General features: G+C 70.3%; 20 protein-coding genes and 1 pseudogene. 2 read left to right on the top strand and 19 right to left on the bottom strand.

From position 1 onward, the window contains the following. Window positions 1-62: 62 nt before the first annotated feature. The 6 genes from ACWKZU_RS01905 to ACWKZU_RS01880 all read right to left on the bottom strand — a co-directional run bounded on the left by ACWKZU_RS01905 (window position 63) and on the right by ACWKZU_RS01880 (window position 6,361). Window positions 63-1,289, bottom strand: a complete 1,227-nt coding sequence (locus tag ACWKZU_RS01905) for a CaiB/BaiF CoA transferase family protein (protein ID WP_449280697.1) — start codon at window positions 1,287-1,289, stop codon at window positions 63-65. 39 nt (window positions 1,290-1,328) lie between these two features. Continuing rightward, a complete protein-coding gene (locus tag ACWKZU_RS01900; protein ID WP_449280696.1) occupies window positions 1,329-2,759 on the bottom strand; it encodes an amidase in 1,431 nt (476 codons plus the stop codon). A 7-nt stretch (window positions 2,760-2,766) separates the two neighbouring features. Then, window positions 2,767-3,585: an ABC transporter ATP-binding protein gene (locus tag ACWKZU_RS01895; RefSeq protein WP_449280695.1), complete on the bottom strand. Its 819-nt coding sequence runs from the start codon at window positions 3,583-3,585 to the stop codon at window positions 2,767-2,769. A gap of 105 nt (window positions 3,586-3,690) precedes the next feature. Next, the gene (locus ACWKZU_RS01890) at window positions 3,691-4,536 is read right to left on the bottom strand and encodes an ABC transporter permease (RefSeq protein ID WP_449280694.1); all 846 of its coding nucleotides are present in this window, start codon (window positions 4,534-4,536) and stop codon (window positions 3,691-3,693) included. Window position 4,537: 1 nt separating this feature from the next. Next, window positions 4,538-5,329 carry an ABC transporter permease gene (locus ACWKZU_RS01885; protein WP_449280693.1) on the bottom strand — a complete coding sequence of 264 codons (792 nt, stop codon included), beginning with the start codon at window positions 5,327-5,329 and terminating at the stop codon, window positions 4,538-4,540. A gap of 21 nt (window positions 5,330-5,350) precedes the next feature. Further along, window positions 5,351-6,361 carry an ABC transporter substrate-binding protein gene (locus ACWKZU_RS01880; protein WP_449280692.1) on the bottom strand — a complete coding sequence of 337 codons (1,011 nt, stop codon included), beginning with the start codon at window positions 6,359-6,361 and terminating at the stop codon, window positions 5,351-5,353. Window positions 6,362-6,528: 167 nt separating this feature from the next. Between ACWKZU_RS01880 and ACWKZU_RS01875 the strand changes: the two genes are divergently transcribed. Beyond that, window positions 6,529-7,509, top strand: coding sequence for an Lrp/AsnC ligand binding domain-containing protein (locus ACWKZU_RS01875; protein ID WP_449280691.1), 981 nt, complete (start codon window positions 6,529-6,531; stop codon window positions 7,507-7,509). Window positions 7,510-7,586: 77 nt separating this feature from the next. Here ACWKZU_RS01875 and ACWKZU_RS01870 read toward each other — a convergent pair whose 3' ends face one another. From ACWKZU_RS01870 to ACWKZU_RS01850, 5 genes are read right to left on the bottom strand one after another with little or no spacing between them, the layout of a single operon-like run. Further along, window positions 7,587-8,708, bottom strand: coding sequence for an ABC transporter substrate-binding protein (locus ACWKZU_RS01870; protein WP_449280690.1), 1,122 nt, complete (start codon window positions 8,706-8,708; stop codon window positions 7,587-7,589). A gap of 3 nt (window positions 8,709-8,711) precedes the next feature. After that, window positions 8,712-9,506: an ABC transporter permease gene (locus ACWKZU_RS01865; protein ID WP_449280689.1), complete on the bottom strand. Its 795-nt coding sequence runs from the start codon at window positions 9,504-9,506 to the stop codon at window positions 8,712-8,714. After that, a complete protein-coding gene (locus ACWKZU_RS01860) occupies window positions 9,503-10,468 on the bottom strand; it encodes an ABC transporter permease (protein WP_449280688.1) in 966 nt (321 codons plus the stop codon). Before ACWKZU_RS01860 ends, ACWKZU_RS01865 begins: the two co-directional genes overlap by 4 nt. Then, window positions 10,465-11,541, bottom strand: a complete 1,077-nt coding sequence (locus ACWKZU_RS01855; RefSeq protein ID WP_449280687.1) for an ABC transporter ATP-binding protein — start codon at window positions 11,539-11,541, stop codon at window positions 10,465-10,467. The genes ACWKZU_RS01860 and ACWKZU_RS01855 overlap by 4 nt, the downstream gene beginning before the upstream one ends. Beyond that, window positions 11,538-13,004, bottom strand: coding sequence for an amidase (locus tag ACWKZU_RS01850; protein WP_449280686.1), 1,467 nt, complete (start codon window positions 13,002-13,004; stop codon window positions 11,538-11,540). The genes ACWKZU_RS01855 and ACWKZU_RS01850 overlap by 4 nt, the downstream gene beginning before the upstream one ends. Window positions 13,005-13,170: 166 nt before the next feature. Between ACWKZU_RS01850 and ACWKZU_RS01845 the strand changes: the two genes are divergently transcribed. Continuing rightward, the gene (locus ACWKZU_RS01845) at window positions 13,171-14,160 is read left to right on the top strand and encodes an Lrp/AsnC family transcriptional regulator (RefSeq protein WP_449280685.1); all 990 of its coding nucleotides are present in this window, start codon (window positions 13,171-13,173) and stop codon (window positions 14,158-14,160) included. A gap of 144 nt (window positions 14,161-14,304) precedes the next feature. Here ACWKZU_RS01845 and ACWKZU_RS01840 read toward each other — a convergent pair whose 3' ends face one another. The 8 genes and pseudogenes from ACWKZU_RS01840 to ACWKZU_RS01805 form a co-directional block, all read right to left on the bottom strand. Further along, window positions 14,305-15,087, bottom strand: a complete 783-nt coding sequence (locus ACWKZU_RS01840) for a sulfite exporter TauE/SafE family protein (protein WP_449280684.1) — start codon at window positions 15,085-15,087, stop codon at window positions 14,305-14,307. Window positions 15,088-15,137: 50 nt separating this feature from the next. Next, a complete protein-coding gene (locus tag ACWKZU_RS01835; protein ID WP_449280698.1) occupies window positions 15,138-15,428 on the bottom strand; it encodes a hypothetical protein in 291 nt (96 codons plus the stop codon). Window positions 15,429-15,547: 119 nt separating this feature from the next. Then, window positions 15,548-16,678 (bottom strand): annotated as a pseudogene (locus ACWKZU_RS01830) (gamma-glutamyltransferase); the annotation flags it as partial. Next, entirely contained in the window at window positions 16,675-17,400 is a 726-nt protein-coding gene (locus ACWKZU_RS01825; protein WP_449280683.1) for a FadR/GntR family transcriptional regulator, read from the bottom strand. The pseudogene ACWKZU_RS01830 and the gene ACWKZU_RS01825, both read right to left, overlap by 4 nt. Window positions 17,401-17,463: 63 nt before the next feature. Further along, window positions 17,464-18,186, bottom strand: coding sequence for an ABC transporter ATP-binding protein (locus ACWKZU_RS01820; protein ID WP_449280682.1), 723 nt, complete (start codon window positions 18,184-18,186; stop codon window positions 17,464-17,466). Continuing rightward, entirely contained in the window at window positions 18,183-20,045 is a 1,863-nt protein-coding gene (locus ACWKZU_RS01815) for a branched-chain amino acid ABC transporter ATP-binding protein/permease (protein WP_449280681.1), read from the bottom strand. The genes ACWKZU_RS01820 and ACWKZU_RS01815 overlap by 4 nt, the downstream gene beginning before the upstream one ends. 2 nt (window positions 20,046-20,047) lie before the next feature. Continuing rightward, window positions 20,048-20,953 (bottom strand): branched-chain amino acid ABC transporter permease, encoded by a 906-nt coding sequence (locus tag ACWKZU_RS01810; protein ID WP_449280680.1) that lies wholly within the window; start codon window positions 20,951-20,953, stop codon window positions 20,048-20,050. 74 nt (window positions 20,954-21,027) lie between these two features. Next, window positions 21,028-21,629: ABC transporter substrate-binding protein (locus ACWKZU_RS01805; RefSeq protein ID WP_449280679.1), on the bottom strand; the 602-nt coding region annotated here is incomplete at its 5' end.

The raw sequence follows: 21,629 nt of genomic DNA, 5'->3' as shown, positions 1-21,629 counted from the left end.
GATCAGCTCGATCAGCTCCCGCGCCGACAGCCGGCGCGGCGGGGCGAGGGTCTCCGCGGCGCTCATGCGCTCGCCTCCGCCGGCTCGCCCGCGGTCGCGACCCGGTCCAGCCCCAGCCAGGCGCGGATCGCGTCGCCGTGCTGGTCGAGCACCGGCGGCGCCGTGTGCTCGGTGCGGGCGCGCTCGGTCTCCCCGGAGCCGTCCACGTCGAAGAAGCGGATCGCCGGGCCCGGCAGCGAGATGCCGCCCAGCGCGGCGTGCTCCACGTCGACCACCAGTCCCTGAGCGTGCAGCTGATCCCACTCGTACACCTCGGCGAGGTCGCGCACCTTGCCCGCGGGGATCCCCGCTCCGGCCAGGCGCTCCAGGAGCGGCGCCGCGTCGTGCCGGGCGAACGCGGCCTCGACGAACGCGATCGTCTCACCGCGGTGCGCGACCCGCTCGGGGTTCGCGGCGAGCCCCGGCGTCTCTGGATCCAGATCGAACTCGGCGCAGAACGCCTGCCACAGGCGCTCGTTGCCCACGCTGATCTGCACCGCCCCGTCCCGGCATCGGAACAGGCCGTAGGGCGCGATCGAGGGATGGTGGTTCCCCTGCGCGGCCGGGACCTGGCCCGCCACCGTGACCCGGGTTCCCTGGAAGGCGTGGACCCCCACGATCGACGACAGCAGCGAGGTGCGCACCACGCGCCCCCGTCCCGTACGCTCCCGCTCGACCAGCGCCGCGAGCACCCCGACCACGCCGTGGATGCCTCCCAGCAGATCCGCGATCGGCGTGCCCACCCGCTGGGGGTCGTCGGGGCCGGAGCCGGTGAGCGACATCAGCCCCGCCTCGCCCTGGACGATCTGGTCGTAGCCCGCACGCCCGCCCTCCGGCCCGTCGTGCCCGAAGCCCGTGATGGACAGCTGGACCAGGCGGGGGTTGAGCTCGGCGAGCGCGACGGTGCCGAGGCCGAGGCGATCCATCACCCCGGTGCGGAAGTTCTCGATGAGCACGTCGGCGCGCCCCAGCAGCTCGGTGACCACCCGGCGGCCGTCGTCGCTCTTCAGATCGAGCGCGATCGACTCCTTGTTGCGGTTGCACGACAGGAAGTACGTCGAGTACGGCGCCCCGTCCGAGCCGTCCACGAACGGCGGCCCCCACGACCGGGTGTCGTCCCCCGAACCGGGTGCCTCGACCTTGATGACCCTGGCGCCCAGATCCCCCAGCATCTGCCCCGCGTGCGGACCCGCCAGCGCGCGCGACAGATCCACCACCAGCACCCCGTCGAGCGACCCCTGATCCACCATGTCAACCACTTCCTTCTCTCGTGTGTTCGAACGGCCCGGCTAGGCCCCGACCGCGACTCCGAGCCGCGGGTGCATCCGCGACCACCTCGTGCGCTCCTCGTATGCGCGGGCGGCCCGCAGCAGCAGCGCGTCGGCCCCCTGCGGGGCCACCAGCTGGATGCCGACGGGCAGCCCCGACCTGGAGAAGCCGGCCGGCACGGAGAGGGCGGGCACGCTCATGCCCGACACCACGCAGACCGAGCGCATCCAGTCGAGGTAGTCGCCCATCGGCTGACCCGCGACCTCGGCGGGCCAGCGCTGCTCCGCCGGGAACGGCAGCACCTGCGCCGTGGGGGTGATCCACAGGTCGTAGCGCTCGAAGTACTCGCGGGTGCGCTGCTCGAGGCGGGTGCGGGCGCGGGCGAGCTCGTGCAGATCGGCCGCGCTCTGGCGGGCGCCCGCCGCGACGTTCTCGACGACCTCCGGCTTCACGCGGTCGGGGTGGGCGCGCACCAGCTCGCCCCAGCCGAACTCGTAGTCGAAGGCGCGGGTCTGGCGGAAGACGTAGTCGGCCTCGGAGAGGTCGGGCGAGGCCTCCTCCACGACGGCGCCGGCCTCGGCGAACACCGCGAGCGAGCGCTCCGCCACCGCCACGACCTCCGGGTCGACCGGCATGCCGAGCCCCACGTCGGGCGACCATCCGATGCGCAGACCGGCGATCCCGGAGCGGAGCCCCACCCGGAAGTCGAGCCCCGACTCCTGGATCGAGGTCGGCGCGGCGGGATCCGGGCCGGAGAGCACGGTCATCATGAGTGCCAGATCCGCGACCTCCCGCGCCATCGGGCCGGTGCGGCCGAGCCACATCCAGGAGTTGGCGCCGGGGGTGGGGATGCGCCCGAGCGAGGGGCGCAGACCGAGCACGTTGCAGAACGCGGCCGGGATGCGCAGCGAGCCGCCCATGTCCGAGCCGTCGCCGATCGCCTGGATGCCCGCGGCGATCGCGGCGGCAGCGCCGCCGCTCGAGCCGCCGGCGCTGCGCCCCCGGTCGTAGGGGTTGCGCGTCGTGCCGAACACCTCGTTGAAGGTGTGCGCGCCCGCCGCGAACTCGGGCACGTTGTTCTTGCCGGTCATGATCGCGCCCGCGGCGCGCATGCGGCCCACGATGAGGCTGTCGCGCTGGGCCACCACGTGCTGCAGCAGCGGCGAGCCCCAGGTGTTGGGCATCCCGGCGGTCTCGTTCGTGTCCTTGTTGGTCATGGGAACGCCGTGCAGCGGCCCGAGATGCTCGCCCGCCGCCTGGCGGGCATCGGCGCGCTCGGCCTCGGCCCACGCGGCCTCGCGGTCCTCGTGGATCACGGCGTTGATGACGGGGTTCACCGCGTCGATGCGGTCCCAGTGCGCCCGCAGCGCCTCGCGCGCCGAGAGCTCGCCCGCGCGGATGCGGCCCGCCAGTTCGGCCGCGGGCATCCACGTCAGTTCGTCGTTCGCCATGCCGGCCTCAGGCGCTCTGCGCGGGCTGCGCGGTCTGAGCGCTCTGCGACGGGATCGCGCCCGCCCGGATGAGCTCGAAGATCTCGGTGCGCAGCTCGGCGAACTCGTGCAGCGCGCGCGTGGAGATCTGATCGCGCGGCGCCGGCAGCTCGATGTCGACGATGCGCGTCACGATCGCCGGCCGATGTCCGAGCACGACGACCCGGTCGGAGAGGTAGACCGACTCGTCGATGTCGTGGGTCACGAGCAGGATCGTCATGCCGAACTCGTCGCGGATCTTGAGGCAGAGGTCCTCGAGCTCGAAGCGCGTCTGGGCGTCGACGGAGGCGAAGGGCTCGTCCATCACGAGCACCTCGGGGCGGTAGGCCAGGGCGCGGGCGATGGCGACGCGCTGCTGCATGCCGCCGGAGAGCTGCCACGGGAAGCGGTCGAGGGCCTGGGAGAGCCCCACGGAGGCGAGCGCGGAGCGCACGCGCTCGTCGGCCTCGGCCTTCGGCAGGCGGAGGTGCTTCAGCGGCAGCCGCACGTTCTTCTCCACCGTGAGCCACGGCATCAACGACCGCGTGTACTCCTGGAACACGAGCGCCATCTCCTCCGGCGGCCCGTCGATCTGCTTGCCGTCGATGCGCGCCGAACCCGACGTGATCGACTGCAGACCCGTGAGGCACTTCAACAGCGTGGTCTTCCCGATACCCGACGGGCCCACGATCGAGACGATCTCGCCGGCCGACACGTCGAAGGTGAGGTCGGCGATGATCTGCACGTCGGCGCCGCCGACGGAATAGGACTTGGAGAGGTGCTCGACGACGAGCTGGGTGTTGGTCATGGGGTGGTCTCCGTGTTCGGTGAGGTCTGTGCGGGGTGAGGGCCGGCGGGCCGGGGATGCCTCGATCTCGGCTTCGCCCGGTCGGCGGCTTCGGCGGAGCGGCCGCTAGTCGGCCGAGGCCGCCTTCTGGGCGCCGAGGTACCAGGCGAGGGCGCGGCGGCGCACCATCGTGAAGACGAGGTTCGCGAGGAAGCCGAGGATGCCGAGGAGCACGATGCCCGCCCACATCCCCTTGACGTCGAAGCTGCCCTGCGCCAGCAGCGTCAACGCGCCGATCCCGCGCGCGGCGCCCATCATCTCGCTGGTGATCATCACGATGAACGCCACCTGCAGGCTCACGAGCGCGCCCGAGAAGATCTGCGGCGAGGCCGCGGGCACGTAGATGCTGCGCAGCTGCTCCCAGCGGGTGAGCCGGTAGACCTGCGCGGTCTCGAGCAGCAGCGGCTCTGTGGAGCGCACGCCGTCGATGGTCGAGATGAGCACCGGGAAGAGGGAGGCGAGTGCGATCGCGAAGACCCGCACCTCGTTGCCGAAGCCCATGGTGGCGATGAAGATCGGCAGCAGCGCGACGGCGGGGATCGAGCGCACGAACTGCACGATGGGGTCGAGGATCCAGAACAGCGGCTTCACGAGGCCGAGCAGGATGCCGAGTGCGATGCCCACCGCGCAGGCGATCAGGTACGCGAGCACGAAGTTGCCGACGCTCGGGAGCACGTCGCTGGCGAACTTGTCGAAGAGCCACAGGCGCTGGAACTCGAGCACGATGTCGCGCAGCGGCGGGAAGAACGGATCGGTGGAGTTCAGGGAGCCGAACCACCAGGCGGCGAGCAGCAGGACCGGCACGCCGATCTCGAGCGTCAGGAGGAGCGGCAGGCGGTTGCGGGCGCGCTTCGCCTTCGCCGCCGTGCGGATGACGGTGGTGCTGGTGGTGGGACTGGGTGCGATGGCCATCTCAGTTCCCCTTCCGGTAGGAGGCGTGCCAGTGCAGCAGGCGGCGCTCGGTGCGACCCGCGGCCGTCTGCACGAACAGGCCGAGCACACCCAGCACGACGACGTAGGCGAAGATCAGATCGCTGCGGCCCGAGGTCTGGGCGACCGTCAGCGCGCTGCCGATGCCCGGGGCCCCGCCGAGCATGCCGGCGACGACGGCCATGATGAGGGTGACCGGGGCGGCGACGCGCATCGCGGTGCCGATGAAGGGCGAGGCGCCCGGCAGGATGACGCGCCACAGGATCTCCCCCGGCGCCATGCCGAAGGACCGCGCGGTGTTCCGCATGACCGGATCGACCGACTCGACGCCCGCGGCCGTCTGCGCGGCGATCGGCAGCATGACGCCGAAGACGACGAGGAAGATCCCCATCTCGGCCGTCGGGCCGAGCACGAGCATGGCGAGCGGCAGGATCACGATCGCCGGGATCGGCCGCAGGAACTCGAGCACCACGCGGGTCGCCGAGAAGGCGACGTCCGAGGTGCCGACGAGCACCCCGAGGGCGACCCCCGCCACCGCGGCGATCGCCCAGCCGAGCAGGGCGATGCCGAGGGTGAGCAGGACGTCGCCCCAGAACGTCCCCTGCAGGAACAGCCCGGCGAGCGCCTCGGCGACGACCGGCACGGAGGGCAGCGCGCCCTCGGAGGTGACCTGCGTCGACCCCCACTGCCACGCCGCGAGGAGGAGGACGATGCCGAGGGCACCGAAGAGAACGGGTGCGGCCGCGAGGCGGCCGGCTCTGGGTGATGACGACATGCGCGTCCTCCTCGCTCGCGGTTACTCGGCCGGAGCGGCCAGGATGGTGTCGACGTCGACGGGCTCGGGGAAGAACTCGATCGCCACGAGCTTCTCGTCGACCTCGGCGAGCTGGGCCGGGTCGATGGCGGCCGGCCAGTACGACTGCGGCATGTCGGCCGGCGTGAGCTTCAGACCGGCGCGATCGATGGCGTGCTGCTTGACCTCGTCGATGTTCTCGTTCGCCCACTCGGACGCCTTGGCCATGGCCCGCTGGAAGCGCGCGACGGCCTCGGGGTTGTTCTCGACCCAGTCGCTGTTGCCCGCCCACGAAGTGGTGGCGGAGCCCTGCGGGAAGAAGACGACGCTGGGGTTCATGACGCGCGCGAGCCCGGCCTCGTCGGCCTGGAGCGAGAACGGGCTGACCAGGAAGGCCGCGTCGATCTGGTCGGCCTTCAGCGCGTCGAGCGCGGGCTGGAAGCCGAGCTTGAGCCACTCGATGTCGGCGGTCTCCACGCCGGCCTCGTGCAGCACCGAGGTGATGGTCGCGTCGGGCTGCCCCTTGAGCTCCGGCACCGCGATGCTCGCGCCGGCCATGTCCTCGAGACTGTCGATGCCGCTGCCCTTGCTGACGTAGATGCCGACCGAGGTGTAGTCGCGCTGCTCCTCGAGCGACGCGTCGGCGGCCGCGGGGTTGATGCCGTCGGCCGCGGCGATCATGGTGATCGGCACGTTCTGGCGGGCCATGGTCAGCGCCGAGATGGTCGGCACGAAGGCGAGCTCGAGCTTGCCGGCCTGGAGCGCGGCGGTGGCGGCGGGGAGATCGGGCAGCTCGACGATCTCGACGTCGAGGCCCTCCTCCTCGAAGATGCCCTGTTCGACGCCCATGTACAGGGGCTCGGCGGCGATCGACGCCTGCGACTGCACGCGGATCTTGATCGGCCCGTCCTCGGCGGCGGCACCGTCGCCCGAGGGAGCGCCCGACGAGCAGGCCGCGAGCGACACGATCGCGGCGGCGGCGAGACCCATGAGTCCCAGCTTGCGAATCTTCATTGACACAACTTTCACTTCGGGGTTGAGGGGGAATTCGGATCCCGCCGCGCCCGCCCGGGAGTGGGCAATCCATCGGCATTGATCGAATTAGCTATGACTCTAAGCAGATGCGACCGGTGTCGTACACAGGTATTGCTATTCTGAAGAAATCGGCAGAAAATGTTGCCATGATCACCACTCAAGTACTCGATGCGCTCGACCGCCGGATCGTCGCCGCGCTGCAGGTCAACGGCCGGGCCGGATGGCGCCGCATCGCCTCCGTCATCGATGCGCCCGAGCGCACCGTCGCCGCGCACGGCACCGAGCTGCTGCGCACCCGCCAGGTGCGCATGACCGGGCTCACCCTGCTGCCGCAGGGCGGGGTGCTCGACAGCACCATCGCCAGCGTCCGCTGCATCTCGGGCATGAACCGCGTCACCGCGACCGCGGCCGCCTCCCGGAGCAACTCCGTGTTCACCTACCTCACCACCGGAGACGCCGACTGCGTCTTCGAGCTGATGAACGAGCGCACCCGCTCGCTCTCGATGCTGCTCGACGAGATCCCGGGCATGCCGGGCGCCGCGGGCATCGACACCGCCACGATCCTCAAGCTCTACAAGGGCACCCATCAGTGGCTTCCCGGCATCCTCGACGAGGATCAGGTCGCCGCGCTCATGGACCGGGAGCAGAGCTGGGAGCCGACCGGCTCGGTGGAGCTGGCGCCGCTCAGCCGGGAGGAGCAGGAGATCGCGCGGGTGCTCGCGGCCGACGGGCGCGCGACGGTCGAGGAGCTCGCTCGGGCCACCGCGCTCTCCCCGGCCTCCGCCCGCCGCCGGCTCGCCCACCTGCAGGCGAGCGGCCGCCTCTTCGACCGGGCCGTCGTCGAGCCGGCGGCGCTCGGCTTCCCCGTGGAGGCCATCCTGCGCATCCGCACCTTCCCGGGCCGCACGGAGTCGGTCGCCATGCGGCTCGCCGGGGTGCCCGAGGTGCGGTACCTCGCCTTCACCACCGGTCGCCATCAGCTCTTCGTCGACATCGCCTGCGTCGACCATGCCGCCCTCGCCGACTTCCTCATGCGGGCCGACTGGACCGAGGACGCGGTGGAGGTCGACACCTCGATCGTGATCCAGGCGATCAAGCGCAGCGGGGTGCGCATGGACGACGCCTGAGGCGCGCCGGGTGGGCGGCTCGCGGCGCGCCCAGCCGGTCGCCTCCCGCGGCGAACCGCCCACCCGAACGATCATGCTCAGCCCTTGAACATCGTCCAGAGCTTGTCGTACTGCTCCTTCACGTCCGGCGAGCAGGGCACCTGCAGCATGCCGCGCTCGGCCTCCTCCGCGGTGGGCACGATCACCTTCGCGCCGCCGTCGTCGAGCTTGTCGAGCTCGTCGCCGATGCCCTTCAGCGGCACCGAGTACTTGATCCAGTTGGCGTTCGAGGCCGCATTGGCGGGATCGAGCATCCAGTTCATGAAGATCTTGGCGTTGTCGGCGTTCTGCGCGTTGGTGAGGATCGCGAGGTTGTCGCCCCCCATCAGGTACCCCTCCTCGGGCAGCACGTACTCGAGATCGGGGTTCTGCGCCTTCGCCCGCGCGAAGGAGCCGTTCCACATCGTCGAGAGCACCGTCTCCCCGCCGGCGAGGCGGTCGATGGTGCCGTCGGAGCTGATGACCTTGACGTTCGGCTTGAAGTCGTTCAGCAGGTCGAGCGCCCGCTGGTAGGCCGCGCCGTCATCCGTGCACGGCTCCGATCCGGTCGCGAGCAGTGCCGCATCGATCACGAAGGTCTGGCTGTCGTGCAGCCCGATCATGCCGCTCGATCCGGCCGGGGCGGAGAAGTAGTCGTCCCAGCTCGTCACCGGGTCCTGCAGGGCCGCGCTGCTGTATCCGATGCCGTTGTAGATCATGGCGTAGGGCGTCGTGTACTTGCGCCCCTCGTCGAAGAACATGTCGACGAAGCCGTCCTCGATGTTGCCGCCGTTCGGCCAGCTCGTCGCGTCGATCTCCAGGAGCTGACCGCTCGCGATGAGGTCCTCCGCGACGTAGTCGGACACGGTCACCACGTCGTAGGTGGCGCTCCCGGTCTTCACCTTCGCGACCATCTCCTCGGCGGAGGAGAAGGTGTCGACGTTGACCGTGATGCCGGTGTCCTCGGTGAACTGCTCGAGCGTCTCGGGGTTGATGTAGTTCGTGAAGTTGAAGAGGTTGACGACGCCGGAGCCGCTCTCGGGGAACGCGGCATCCGCAGCGCCGGCGTCGTCGCCGCCCGCCTCGGAGGCGCCGCAGGCGGTGACGCCGAGCAGGAGTGCGGCGACGGCGGTGGCGGCGAGGGTGAGGCGCAGCGGTGCGCGGAACGGGGTGATGCTCATTGATCAGCCTTTCTTTCGGGTGATGAGTTGCGATAGGACGAGGACGAGGACGGAGACGACCAGGATCATGGTCGAGAGGGCGTTGATCTCGGGGGTGAGACCGACGCGCAGCGATCCCCAGATGTAGAGGGGCAGCGTGGTGGAGCCGGGTCCGGCCGTGAAGAAGGACATGATGAAGTTGTCCATCGACACGATGAAGGAGAGCATTCCGCCGGAGATGATCGCCGGGGTGAGCATGGGGAGGGTGATGCGGCGGAAGATCCGTCGCTCGTTCGCCCCGAGGTCGGCGGCGGCCTCGAACTGGCTCCAGTCCGCCTCCGACAGACGGGAGCGGATCGTCATCAGCGCGAACGGCAGCCCCACGACGGCGTGGCCGATGATCATGGCGGGGATCCCGAGCGGCGCCTTCACGAACGCGAAGAGGCTGAGGATCGCGATGGCGAGCACGATCTCCGGCAGGATCAGCGGCGCGGCCAGGAGACCGTTCGCGAGTGCCGAGTTGCGGCGCTTCATGCTGATGAGGCCGACCGCCGCGAGCACGGCGAGGACGAGCACGATCACGGTCGACCAGACGGCGATGATCAGGGAGTTCATGAACGCCTGCCGGATCTGCGCCGATCGGAACACCTCGGCGTACCAGTCGAGGCTGAACCCGCTCCACACCATCACGATGTTGTTCGCGTTGAAGGAGTAGCCGATGATCACCGCCAGCGGCAGGTAGAGGAAGACGAGCAGCCCGATTCCGACCCCGGCGAAGCCGGGAAAGGCGTTGAGGGCTCTGAAGGCGCGGTTCTTCACAGGAGGCTCGCTTTCTCGCCCTGGGCCGAGAGCCGCTTCGCCGCGAAGGCGAACGCGAGCAGTGCCAGGAGCGTCAGGATGAGCAGCGCCACGGAGATCGCCGCACCGAAGGGCCAGTTCATCGACTCCTTGAACTGGCGCTGGATGACGGTGCCGATCAGATCCAGCTTGGCGCCGCCCAGCAGCATCGGCTGGATGAAGGCGCCCAGGGCGGGTACGAAGACGAGCAGGCTGCCGGCGAGGATGCCCGAGCGCAGGCTCGGCAGGAGCACCCGGCTCACGACCCGCCAGCGGGTCGCGCCGAGATCGTAGGCGGCCTCGGCGAGACGGAAGTCGAACTTCGCGGCGCTCGTGTAGATCGGCAGGATCATGAACGGCACGAACACGTAGACGAGGCCGACCATGGTCGCGAACGGGCTCGGGAACAGCGGCAGCGGCTCGAAGCCAACCGCCTTGATCCCCGCGTTGACGAGGCCCTGGTCGTTCAGCATGATCATCCACGCGTAGGTGCGGATCAGGGTGTTGGTCCAGAACGGGATCGTCACCGCGAGCACGAGCATGTTGCGCACCTTCGGCGAGCGGGTCGCGATCCACACGGCCGCGGGAATCGCGACGATCATCGCGAGCAGGGTCGTCAGGCCCGCCATCCACACCGAGCGCCACAGGATCACGAGGTACTGGCCGTTGAAGGCGAGGTCGCCGCTGAAGTCCTCCTCGAAGAGCAGGCGCTGCCAGCTGTCGAAGCTCACCGGTCCCGCGACACCGACCCCGCCCGGGGCCCGGCTCATGAAGGAGTAGCCGATCACGAGGATCACGGGCAGCGCGACGAACACGACGCCCAGCACGAGACCCGGCAGCGCCAGCCACGGCGAACCGCTGCCCGGCCGCCGCCAGCGGGTCCGGCGGAACTGCTCCGCCGATGCCACGTCGATCGGCACCGTCGCATGCGGGGGCGCGCTCACGACCGCACCACCCGGGCCGCGCGGGGCGCGACGGCGAGCGCCGTGCGCTGCCCCACCGCGCTGGGGCCGTCGTAGTCGGCGTCGACGCGGGCCCAGACCTCGTCGTTCGCGCCGATCCGCACGCACAGCCGCAGGTCGGTGCCGATGTACTGGGACGCGACGATCTCGCCGGCGAAGGCGCCCGTGCCGGACACCCGCAGGTGCTCCGGCCGGATGCCGACCGTGGTCTCCGCCCCGCCCGACACCGGCTCGGAGAGCGCGGCCGCCTCGATGAGGGCGCCGTCGCGAGTGCGCGCGCCGTCGGCGTCGGGCGTCACGGTGAGGAAGTTCATCTCACCGATGAACTCGGCGACGAAGCGGTTGGCCGGCTCCGCGTACAGCTCGCGCGGGGCGCCCAGCTGGGCGATCGACCCCTGGTTGAAGACGGCGATCCGGTCGCCCATGCTCATCGCCTCCTCCTGGTCGTGGGTCACGAACACGAAGGTGATCCCGGACTCGATCTGGATGCGCTTGAGCTCCGTCTGCATGCCGCGCCGCAGCTTCAGGTCGAGCGCCGACAGCGGCTCGTCCAGCAGCAGCACGTCGGGCCTCTTCGCGAGCGCCCGCGCCAGCGCCACGCGCTGCTGCTGGCCGCCCGACAGCTGCGCCGGCCTGCGACTGCCGAACTCGCCCAGGCCGACCAGCTCGAGCATCTCGTCGACCCGGCGCCGCACCTCGGGCGACTTCGCGCTCCTGCCCTCCATCTCGAGACCGAAGGCCACGTTCTGGCGCACCGTGAGATGCGGGAACAGCGCGTAGGCCTGGAACACCGTGTTCACGCGCCTCCGATACGGCGGCAGCTGATCGATCCGGGTGCCGCCCAGCCAGATCTCGCCGCTCGTCGGCTGCTCGAGCCCCGCGATGGAGCGCAGCAGGGTCGTCTTGCCGCAGCCCGACGGGCCGAGCATGACGAAGAACTCGCCCGGCACGATGTCCAGGTCGATGCCCCGCAGGGCGGTGAAGCTCGTGCCCTCGGGCGTGATGAACTCCTTGGTGAGATCTCTGATCGAGAGCGTGGCGTCGTCGCTGCTCATCGCAGTGCCTCCGTTTCTTGCAGTGGGTCGGGGGATGCGGCATCGGCCGCGAGGATTCCGGGGCGCTCGCGCCACACGGGGCGCTCCTGTTCGAACTGCTGCGCGAGCGCGAGCAGCAGCGGTTCCTGCCGGGGCGGGGCGATGAGGTGCAGGCCGACCGGCAGACCCGCAGTCGTGAACCCGCACGGCACGCTGATCGCGGCGAAGCCCGTGAGCGAGATGCGCCAGCTCGCCCGCATCCACTCGAGGTAGTCCGGCTGCACGACGCCGTTGATCTCGCGCGGCCAGATCTGCTCCGCGGGGAAGGGGACGACGGCGGTGACCGGCGCGGCGAGCACGTCGATCTCGTCGAAGAGGCTCACCAGCCCGTCGTAGACCCGCGTGCGCTGCTCCCGCGCCTCGAGGAAGTCGTCGATGGTGAGCCGCAGCCCGGCCTCGGTGTTCGCCACCAGCTCGGCGCTCAGCGCCTCCCGGTGCCGCTCGAGCAGACCGCCGAAGCCGCGGGCGTAGTTCAGGCCGCGCAGCACGCGGAACGCGCGGTCGGCCTCCTCGAGCGCGGGCTCGACGTCGCGCACCGCGTGCCCGAGGCCCTCGAGCGCCGGGCGCCCCTCGCCGTCGAGCACGGCCGTGATCTCGGGCTGGATGTCGAGGCCGCCCAGGGTGCGGCTCCAGCCGATGCGCAGGGTGCGGTCGAGCGCCGGGATCCCGGGCCCCAGCGGGTCGGGCAGGGCCAGCGGCACTCGGGGGTCGCCGCCCGAGAGCACCGACAGCAGCAGGGCCGCGTCGCCCACGGTGCGCCCCATCGGACCATTGGTGGAGAGCGTGTCCCAGCCGTCCTTGGACGGCCAGTTGGGCACCCGTCCGATGGAGGGGCGCAGCCCCACGACGTTGCAGAATGCCGCGGGGTTGCGCAGGGAGCCGCCCATGTCCGAGCCGTCGGCGACGGAGCTGAGTCCCGCGGCGAGCGCCGCCGCCGCGCCGCCGCTCGAGCCGCCGGCCGAACGACTCGGATCGTAGGGGTTGGTGGTGGTGCCGTACACGCGGTTGTAGGTGTGCGAGCCGGTGCCGAACTCGGGGGTGTTGCTCTTGCCGTAGATCACGGCCCCCGCCGCGCGCAGGCGCTCCACGACCAGGGAGTCGCGATCCGGGACGTGCTCGGCGTGCAGCGTCGAGCCGTACGTCGTGCGCAGGCCCGCCGTGTCCTCGAGGTCCTTCACCGCCATCGGCAGCCCCTCCAGCGGGCGCGGCTCGGCCCCCGACGCCCGCAGCCGGTCCGAGCGCTCGGCGGCCTGCTCCGCCGCGGCGAAGTCGACCGCCACCACCGCGTTGATCGCGGGGTTGAGCCGCTCGTAGCGATCCCGCGTCTCGCGGAGCAGCTCGCGCGCCGAGAACTCGCGGCGATGCAGCGCCGCCAGCTGCTGCTGAGCACTCCAGCGGCAGTGATCATTGTCCACTTCGATCACTCACTCCTCCTCGAATGAGCAGAACAGGAAAAGCCGGGTGCTTTCGTGTCTGTTTCTTCATGAATAATGACGATAAATGACTACTATGTCAACACCGAGTCCTTCAGGTGTCCGAAAAGTTACACTGGGACGGGGGTAATGACCGAAACGGCGAGAGCGAGCGCGCATGACCGAAGTACTGGACCCGGCCGATCGCGACATCTGCGCCGCGCTGCTGCGCAACGGGCGCGCCTCCTGGCGGCTGATCGCGCAGGCGACGGGACTGCAGGAGCGCACGGTGTCGCGGCGCGCCACGCGCCTCTTCGAGCAGGGACTCGTGCGGGTCACCGCCTTCGCGCACCCGATCGTGGCCGGACGGGGCGACGCATTCCTCGCCCGCGTCGCCTGCCGCCCCGACCAGCTCTCGCACGTGGCGCGCTGGCTGTCCCACCGGCCCGAGACGCTCTGGGTGACCACGCTGATGTCCGAGAGCGCGGTGCTCGCCGAGTGCTTCATCCGCACCGAGGACCGGGCCGCGCTCATCGAGCGGGAGCTGCCCCGTCTCGAGGTGCTCGACTACTCCTTCGCGCCGCTGCACCGCTATCGGCGCACCGTGCGCGGCTGGCAGCCCGAGATCCTCGACGAGGCCCAGCTCGCCGTGCTCGGCGAAGACGAGGCCTCGGCGCTCGTCGCACCCGAGGGACTGCTGAACGAACTCGACCAGATCGATCAGGGCATCCTCGACCTGCTGATCGTCGACGGCCGCATGAGCATCGACGCCATCTCGTCGGAGCTCGGTCTCGCGAAGGCCACCGTGCGCAGGCGCATCCAGGTCATGCAGCGCGCCGACCGGGTGAGCATCCGCGCCGTGCTCGATCCGGCACTGCTCGGATACCCCTACGAGGTCTCCCTCGACGCGCGGGCCCCCGTCGCCCAGCTCGGCCGCCTCGCCGATCTCATCGCCGCGGACTCCCGCAGCCGCTGGGTGGCCGAGACCTCGGCCGACAGCTCCGTGCGCGCGATGCTGGCGTTCCGCGACCGGAACGAGGTGCCGGGCGCGATCGCCGAGCTGGCGTCGCACTTCGCCGAGGGCGAGCTCAGCGTGCGCGCCGAGCCGCTGCTCACCATGTACAAGCGCAGCGACGTCGTGCTGCCGCCCGCCTACCCGGCGCCCTGAGCGGATCCGGTCCCCCGAGCCTGTCGAAGGGCCCGGATCCCGGTGCCCGCCGCTGGCCGGGCGGACGGAACGGGTCGAGACCCTGGCGCGCCTGGTTCCGGCTCGCCCGCCACTCGCTCAGCCGGCGACAGCGGGCGACGGGGGCTACTTCCGCTTCTTGCCGCGCAGCGTCTTGAAGAGCATCTGCCCCAGGATGAACGCGAGCAGGACCGAGAACGCCACGTTCGACCAGAACGGCGGGATGTGCGTCGCGATGACCGAGCCGAGGGGCGAGAGCACCGCGGCGGAGATCCCGAGCACGACCGCGGCTCTGAGATCGACGTTGCGGCGGCGCGCATTGCCGATGGTGCCCGACAGCGAGCCCGGGATGAGCATGATCAGCGAGGTGCCCTTCGCGACGAGATCGCTCGCGCCGAAGAAGAACATGAGGATCGGCACGACGACGACCCCGCCGCCCACCCCGAGCAGCCCCGACAGCACGCCGGTGATGAGACCGGTGACCACGAGCAGCGCACCCGTGAGCACGGTGATCTCGATCGAGGCGTCGCGCTGCGGCACGACGAACCAGAGACTGATCACCACTCCCAGCAGGAACGCCATGAACATCCAGCGCAGGAAGCCCGTGGGCACGCGGGAGAGCAGGAAGCTGCCGATCTGGGCGCCGACGACGATGCCCGCCGCGAGCAGCACCGCCGCGAGCCAGTCGACGTTGCCCTGCACCGCGTAGCCGATGCCGCCGACCACCGCGGCGGGCAGGATCGCCGCGACGGAGGTGCCGGCCGCGAGCCGCTGCTGGAATCCGAGGATCATCACGAGCATCGGGACGAGGACCACGCCTCCGCCGATGCCGAAGAGTCCGGAGAGCATGCCGGTGACCGCGCCGAGCAGGGAGAGGACGAGGATGCTGGGACGGGGGGTGCTGGTCATGAGGGTCGATTCTGGGGTTCGTGGATGATCGGGACGCGGGGCGGCCGGGCTCAGCCCGGGTCCGCGACCACGATCGCCGAGCCGTCGGAGCGGGGATCGCTCGCGGCTTCGTACCCCTCGGGAGTGACCCGGATCAGGTTCGAATGGCCGAGATCCTCAGTGTACGCGGGCACGGTCCTGAGCTCGAAACCGGCCGCCGCGAGCGCGTCGCGCGTGGTCACGGGCACGTCCTCCTCGACCGTCGCCGAGACGGGCTCGTCGCCCCGCGCCTCGTCGACGATCCAGCGCGGTGCGTGCGTGGCGTCGTGCGGCGAGGCTCCGGACAGGGAGCGCAGGAGCAGCTGGGTGTGGATCTGCGGCTGCGCCGAGCCGCCATCGTCGCCGGCACCCAGGCGAGTTCGTCGCCGCGCAGGATCAGCACCGGCATGAGCGTGTGCCGCGGGCGCTTGCCCGGCGCGAAGGCGTTGGGCGACGCCGGATCGAGCGAGAACGAGGTGCCCCGGTTCTGGAACACGATGCCGGTGTCGGGTTCGAGGATGTGGGCGCCGAACCCCCAGTAGACGGAGTTGATGAGCGACACGGCCCAGCCGTCGGAGCTGACGGCGCTGAGCCCGACGGTGTCGCCGCTCGCCCGGGCGGCGGCGCGGACGGGGCGGTCCGGGGCCGCCATCGCGACGAGCTCCGGGCCGGATGCGCCGCCGAAGCCGGGATCGGCGAGCGCGGCCGCACGCACGGCGTTGCTGTCGTGGAAGGCGCGGGCGAGCGCGCCGGCCCCCGCGCCGAGCGGGTCCTCGATCCCCGCCGCCACCGCGTCGAGCGCGCGCAGCAGCATGAATCCGGAGGTGTTGGGCGGACCCGTGAGCACCCGGAGGCCCGCGAAGGCGCCCTCGAGCGGTTCGCCCCAGTAGGCGGAGTAGTCGGCGGCGTCCCGCAGCTCGATCTTCGACCCGAGGCGCTGCAGACCGGCGATCCAGCGGGCCGCGGTCTCGCCCTCGTAGAACTCGGCCGAGCCGCGCTCGGCGAGCCGGCGCAGCGTCGCCGCGAGCGCGGGCTGCACGAGCGGGGCGCCCTCCGCGAGCGGTTCGCCCCCGGGGTAGAAGACCGCGCTCGCGCCGGGATCCCGCGCGAGCGAGTCCCGGTCGTCGACGAGCGCCGCAGCGACCGAGCGCGAATTGGGGAATCCCTGCTCGGCGTGCCGGATCGCCGCCTCGAAGTGATCGGCCCAGCTCAGCCGCGCGCCGTACTCGTGCAGCGCGTGCCAGCCGCACACGCCGCCGGGCACGGTGACGGTGTCGATGCCGCGCAGGGGCAGTTCTTCGCCGTGCGTCCCGCGCAGCGCCTCGAGCGTCTGGGCGGCGGGCGCCGTGCCGGTCGCGTTGAGGAAGCGCACCTCGCCCTCCGGGCTGCGCACGAGCGCGACGAGGTCTCCCCCGAGCGCCACGTTGTTGGGGTACACCACGCAGAGGGTCGCCGCGGCGGCGAGCGCGGCGTCGACGGCGGTGCCGCCCGCTTCGAGCGCGGCCGCGCCGGCCTCGGTGGCGAGATGGTGCGACGTCGAGATCGCGCCGCGGTGGTGTCGAGCATTCGTCATCTCCGACCCGTTCCCTTGTCCTGCGCCGCGCGAGCGATCTCGCGGCTGATGTCGAGCACGTGCGCGCGGGCCTCCTGCTCGGCCCGTTCCCCGTCGCCCGCCGCGATCGCCTCGTAGATCCGCCGATGCGCCACGCTCGACGCGGTGCGGCGCGCCTTCGTCTGATACCTGCCGGCTCGGCTCGGAGCGATCTGGATCGCGATCTGCTCGTTGATGAGGGCGAGCAGCGGGTTGTGGGTGTACTGGGCGATCGCCTGATGGAACGCGCGATCGAGTTCGGCGTACCGCTCCTTCGTCACGTCCATCTCCATCGCCTTCACGAGCTCCTCGAGCTGGGTGAGGTCGCGGCTGGTCGCCCGGGCCGCGGTGATCCGCGCGATCGGAGGCTCGACGATCGCGCGCAGCTCCATGATGTCGCTGAGCTCGGAGCGCATCGCGTTGAACGCCTCGATGACCGTGCCGGAGTCCTTCGACCGCTCGCCCGGACTGAGCACGATCGTGCCGCGCCCCGGCTTCCGGTCGATCAGGCCCCGGTTCTCGAGCTCGCGCAGCGCCTCGCGGATGGACACCCGCGACACCCCCAGATGCTGCGCGAGATCCCGCTCCGCCGGCAGGCGTTCCCCCGGCGACAGCTCCCCCTCGAGGATGAGGCGCTCGAGATCGACCGAGAGCCTATCCGGTACTGAGAGCGTCTCTCCCCTGCTTATCGAGCCCCAGTCCATCAGCGTTCATCCATTCTCAATCGAAAACCATTCCACCCGCGCCGTGACGCCGCAGCACGGGCATCATCCGTCTCCCGCGTCCGAGTTCTTGCCGAAGTAGGCTTCGTGCAGTCGCTCGTCCTCAAGCATCACACGCGCATCGCCGCCGCCCGTCAGAGAACCCGTCTCCATGAGGTATCCGCGGTTCGCGATCGAGAGAGCCATGCGCGCGTTCTGCTCGATCAGCAGCACACTCGTACCGGCGTCGTTGATCTCCTTAATGATCTCAAACATCCGGGCCACCACTTTCGGTGCGAGCCCCATGGAGGGCTCGTCGAGCATCAGCAGCCGGGGACGCCGGATCAACGCCCGCGAGAGGGCGAGCATCTGCTGCTCCCCGCCCGAGAGCGTGGCGGCCGTCTGGTTCTTCCGTTCGAGCAGGCGGGGGAACATCTCGAACACCCGCTCCGACTCGCTCGAGAACTGGGTGGCGGAGCCCCAGTTCGCCACCTGGAGGTTCTCGAACACCGTCATGCGCCCGAAGATGTGCCGCCCTTCGGGAACGAGCGAGAGCCCGCTCCGCACCCGCTGCTCGGCCCTGCTGCCGGAGACGTCCTTCCCGGCGAACCGGATCCTGCCGCGGTGCTTGTTGAGCCCGGCGACCGCCCGGAGCAGGCTGCTCTTTCCGGCCCCGTTCGCCCCGACGACCACTACGAGCTCCCCCTCGTCCACGTGGAGGTCCGCGTCGAGCACGGCTCGCACGACCCCGTACCTGACGTTCAGCGCTTCGACTTCGAGCATTCTCATTTGGCGTCGCTCCCCAGATAGGCCTCGAGCACAGCAGGATCGGTGCGGATCTCCGCGGGTGTGCCATCCGCGATGATCACGCCGTGGTCGAGCACGATGATCCGGTCCGAGACGCCCATCAGCAGATCCATGTCGTGCTCGATGAGGATCACGTCGATCCCGTGCTCCCTGATCCGGGAGATCAGGCCCGCGAGATCGCGGGTCTCGCTCTCGTTCAGGCCCGCTGCCGGCTCGTCGAGCAGCAGCACGCGCGGCCGCGTCATGAGCGCACGGGCGATCTCCACCCGCCGCTGCTGATAGGCGTCGAGCGAGGAGGCCCGTCGGTCGCGGCACTCCCAGGCGTTGACGAACGCGAGCACCTCCTCCGCCTCCTCCACCGTGACGCGTTCGCCGCGACGCACGAAGGGCACGGGAGAGAGGAATCGGGGGACGAAGCCCGCCAGTCTCGAATGCCCGCCGACGAGCAGGTTCTCCAGGACCGTCATGTCCCAGAAGAGCCGCACCGTCTGGAAGGTGCGCGCGACGCCCCGCGTGGAGACCGCACTCGACTCGAGTCGCTCCATGCGCTCCCCGTCGAGCTCGATGGTGCCCGACGTCGCCCGGGTCACACCCGAGATGGCGTTCAGGAGGGTGGACTTGCCGGCCCCGTTCGGCCCCATCAGCCCGAGCACCTCGCCGTGCCGCAGCTCGAAGGTCACGGCTTCGAGCGCCGTGAGGCCGCCGAAGACCTGCTTGACGTCGAGCACCCTGAGTACGGGCTCGCCCGGCTGCTTCGCCGCCGATCCGCCGTCGAACGCCTGCAGGGACCCGGCGGGCGGCAGCGTGCCCCCGCGGGCCCGCGTGAGCTCCAGGCGCTTCGACACGATGCCTCCGGGCCGGAGGATCATGAGGATCACGACGATGAGCGCCAGGAAGCCGGTGCGGAACTCCGGGTGCTCCTGGACCAGGGGGATGTCCTTGGCCACGGCCTGGAAGAAGATCCACAGCGCTGCTCCGGTGATCGGCCCCCACAGAGTGCCCGCGCCGCCGAGGATCACCAGGCTCAGCACGATGAAGTTGTCCTCGAGGGTGAAGCTGTCGGGATTCACGAACTGGTTCATGTGCGCGAAGAAGACGCCGATCACGCCGGCGGTCGAGGCGCCGACGACGTACGCGAGCAGCTTGTAGCGGCGGGTGCGGATGCCGATCGACGAGGCGACCAGTTCGTCCTCGCGGATCGCGACCCATGCGCGCCCGACCGGCGAGGCGATGAGCGAGGCCAGCGCGATCAGCAGCACCACGACCACCACGAAGATGACGTAGTACGTCACGGTCGGAGGGACGACCCCCGAACCCGTCACGCTCAGCGGCGGGATGTTCCTGATGCCGACCGCCCCGCCGGTGAACTCGGTCCAGTTGATGGATACGATCCGCACGATCTCGCCGAAGGCGAGCGTCATGATCGCGAGGTAGTCGCCCCGGGCGCGGAGCGTCGGATAGCCGATGATGGATCCGGCGATGCCCGCGAGCACGATGGCGGCGACGACGCTGATCGGGAGGACCCACCAGAGCGCCGCGGGGTTCTGCTCGAGCATCGGCCCGAACGTGCTCACCGTGAATATGGCCGTCGTGTACGCGCCGACGATGAAGAAGGCGATGTAGCCCAGATCGAGCAGCCCCGTCAGGCCGACGAGCACGTTGAGCCCCGAGGCCAGCGCGACGTAGACGAGGGCGAGCGCGGCGACGCGCACCCACTTGTCGCCCGGGAGGACGAGCGGCGCGATGAGTCCGATCACGAGGAATACCCCCGGCCAGATCCAGCGGTGCAGACCGAGTTCGGGCTTGAGCACGACGATGGGCGTGGTGTGTGTGTTCGACATGGTTAGACCTTCTGCACCTCTCGCCTGCCCAGGATGCCCTGGGGTCGCAACCACAGGATGATCACGAGGATTCCGAATGCGATCACGTCGCGGTACGCCGAGCCCTGCGGCACGTACGAGGCGGCCAGCTCCTCGCTCACGCCGAGCACGAGCCCGCCGATGAAGGCTCCGGGAATGCTCCCGATGCCGCCCAGCACCGCCGCGACCAGCGCTTTGAGGCCCGGCAGGAACCCCATGGTCGCCGCGGCGAAGCCGTAGCGTTGGGAGTAGAGGATGCCCGCGATCGCGGCCATGGCCGACCCCAGCACGAAGGTGGTCGAGATCACCCGGTCCACGCCGATGCCCATGAGTCTGGCGGCGTCTTTGTCCTCGGCCGTGGCGCGGATCGCGCGGCCGATCGGGGTGAACCTGATGACCGACCAGAAGGCGAGCGTCACGAGCACAGCGACCACGAGCACCACGAGGTCCATCCGCTGGATCCGTGCTCCGAGCAGCACGATCGGGTCCCCGAGCGCCGGGCGCGCCACCGGCACCTGAGCGGCCCCGAAGAGGAACGTCGCGACCGCGCGGAGCAGCATCGAGACCGCGATCGCGGTGATCAGCATCGACAGGATCGGAGCGGATCTGAGCGGACGATAGGCCACTCGCTCGATCAGCCACCCGATGATCGAGCCCACCAGCAGCCCGATGAGGATCGCGAGCCAGGCGGGCAGGGCGGCGCCCTCTACCGCGTTGCCGGCGATCATGCTGTTGGTCTGGCCCGCGACGAGCGCGCCGAATGCGCCGAACATGAAGATCTCGCCGAAGGCGAAGTTGACCATTCCGAGCACGCCGTAGACGACGCTGAAGGCGACGGCGAGCAGCCCGTAGATCCCGCCGACCGCAAGTCCGTTGATGATTTCCTGCATCACTTCTCTCCGTAGTGATCTGGCATAAGAGATGCCGTCCCGGTGGACGTCCCGCGGGACGTCCACCGGAGCGACTATTCGGTGATCACGACGAACTCGCCGTCCTCGACCCGTTGGAAGGTCAGCTCGCCGACGCGGTTGCCGTCGTCGTCGAAGCTGATGGTTCCCGAGACGCCGTCGAAGTCGGTCGTCTGCCTGATCGCATCCGCAACCGCGGCGCGGTCCGTGCTTCCGGCCTTCTCGATGGCCTCCGCGACCACGTAGGTCGCGTCGTACGCCAGTGCCGCCCACGAGCTCGGCTCCTTGCCGAACTTGTCCTGGAATGCGCTCACGAATCCCGATGCCTCGGCGCGCGGGTCGCTCGCGGAGAACGCCGCGTAGACCTCGACGCCCTCGGCGTTCGCTCCCGCGAGGTCCAGGAAGAGCGGGCTCGCCGCCCCGTCGGAGGCGAAGATCGGCACGTCGGATCCCGCATCCCGCACCTGGGTCACGATCTTGCCGGCCTCGGTGTAGAAGCCGCCGATGAACACCGCATCGGGATCGTCGCTCAGGGCGGTGTCGACGATGCTCCCGAAGTTGACGGTGCCCAGCTGGTAGGCCTGGGAGCTCGTGACGGTCCCGCCCTCCTCCTCGAACGCGGCGCTGAAGGCGTCTGCGACGCCCTTGCCGTAGTCGT

The organism is Leucobacter sp., from assembly GCF_053528595.1.
The sequence above is the reverse complement of the archived record's forward strand: the minus strand, read 5'-3'. Positions and strand labels throughout refer to the sequence as shown.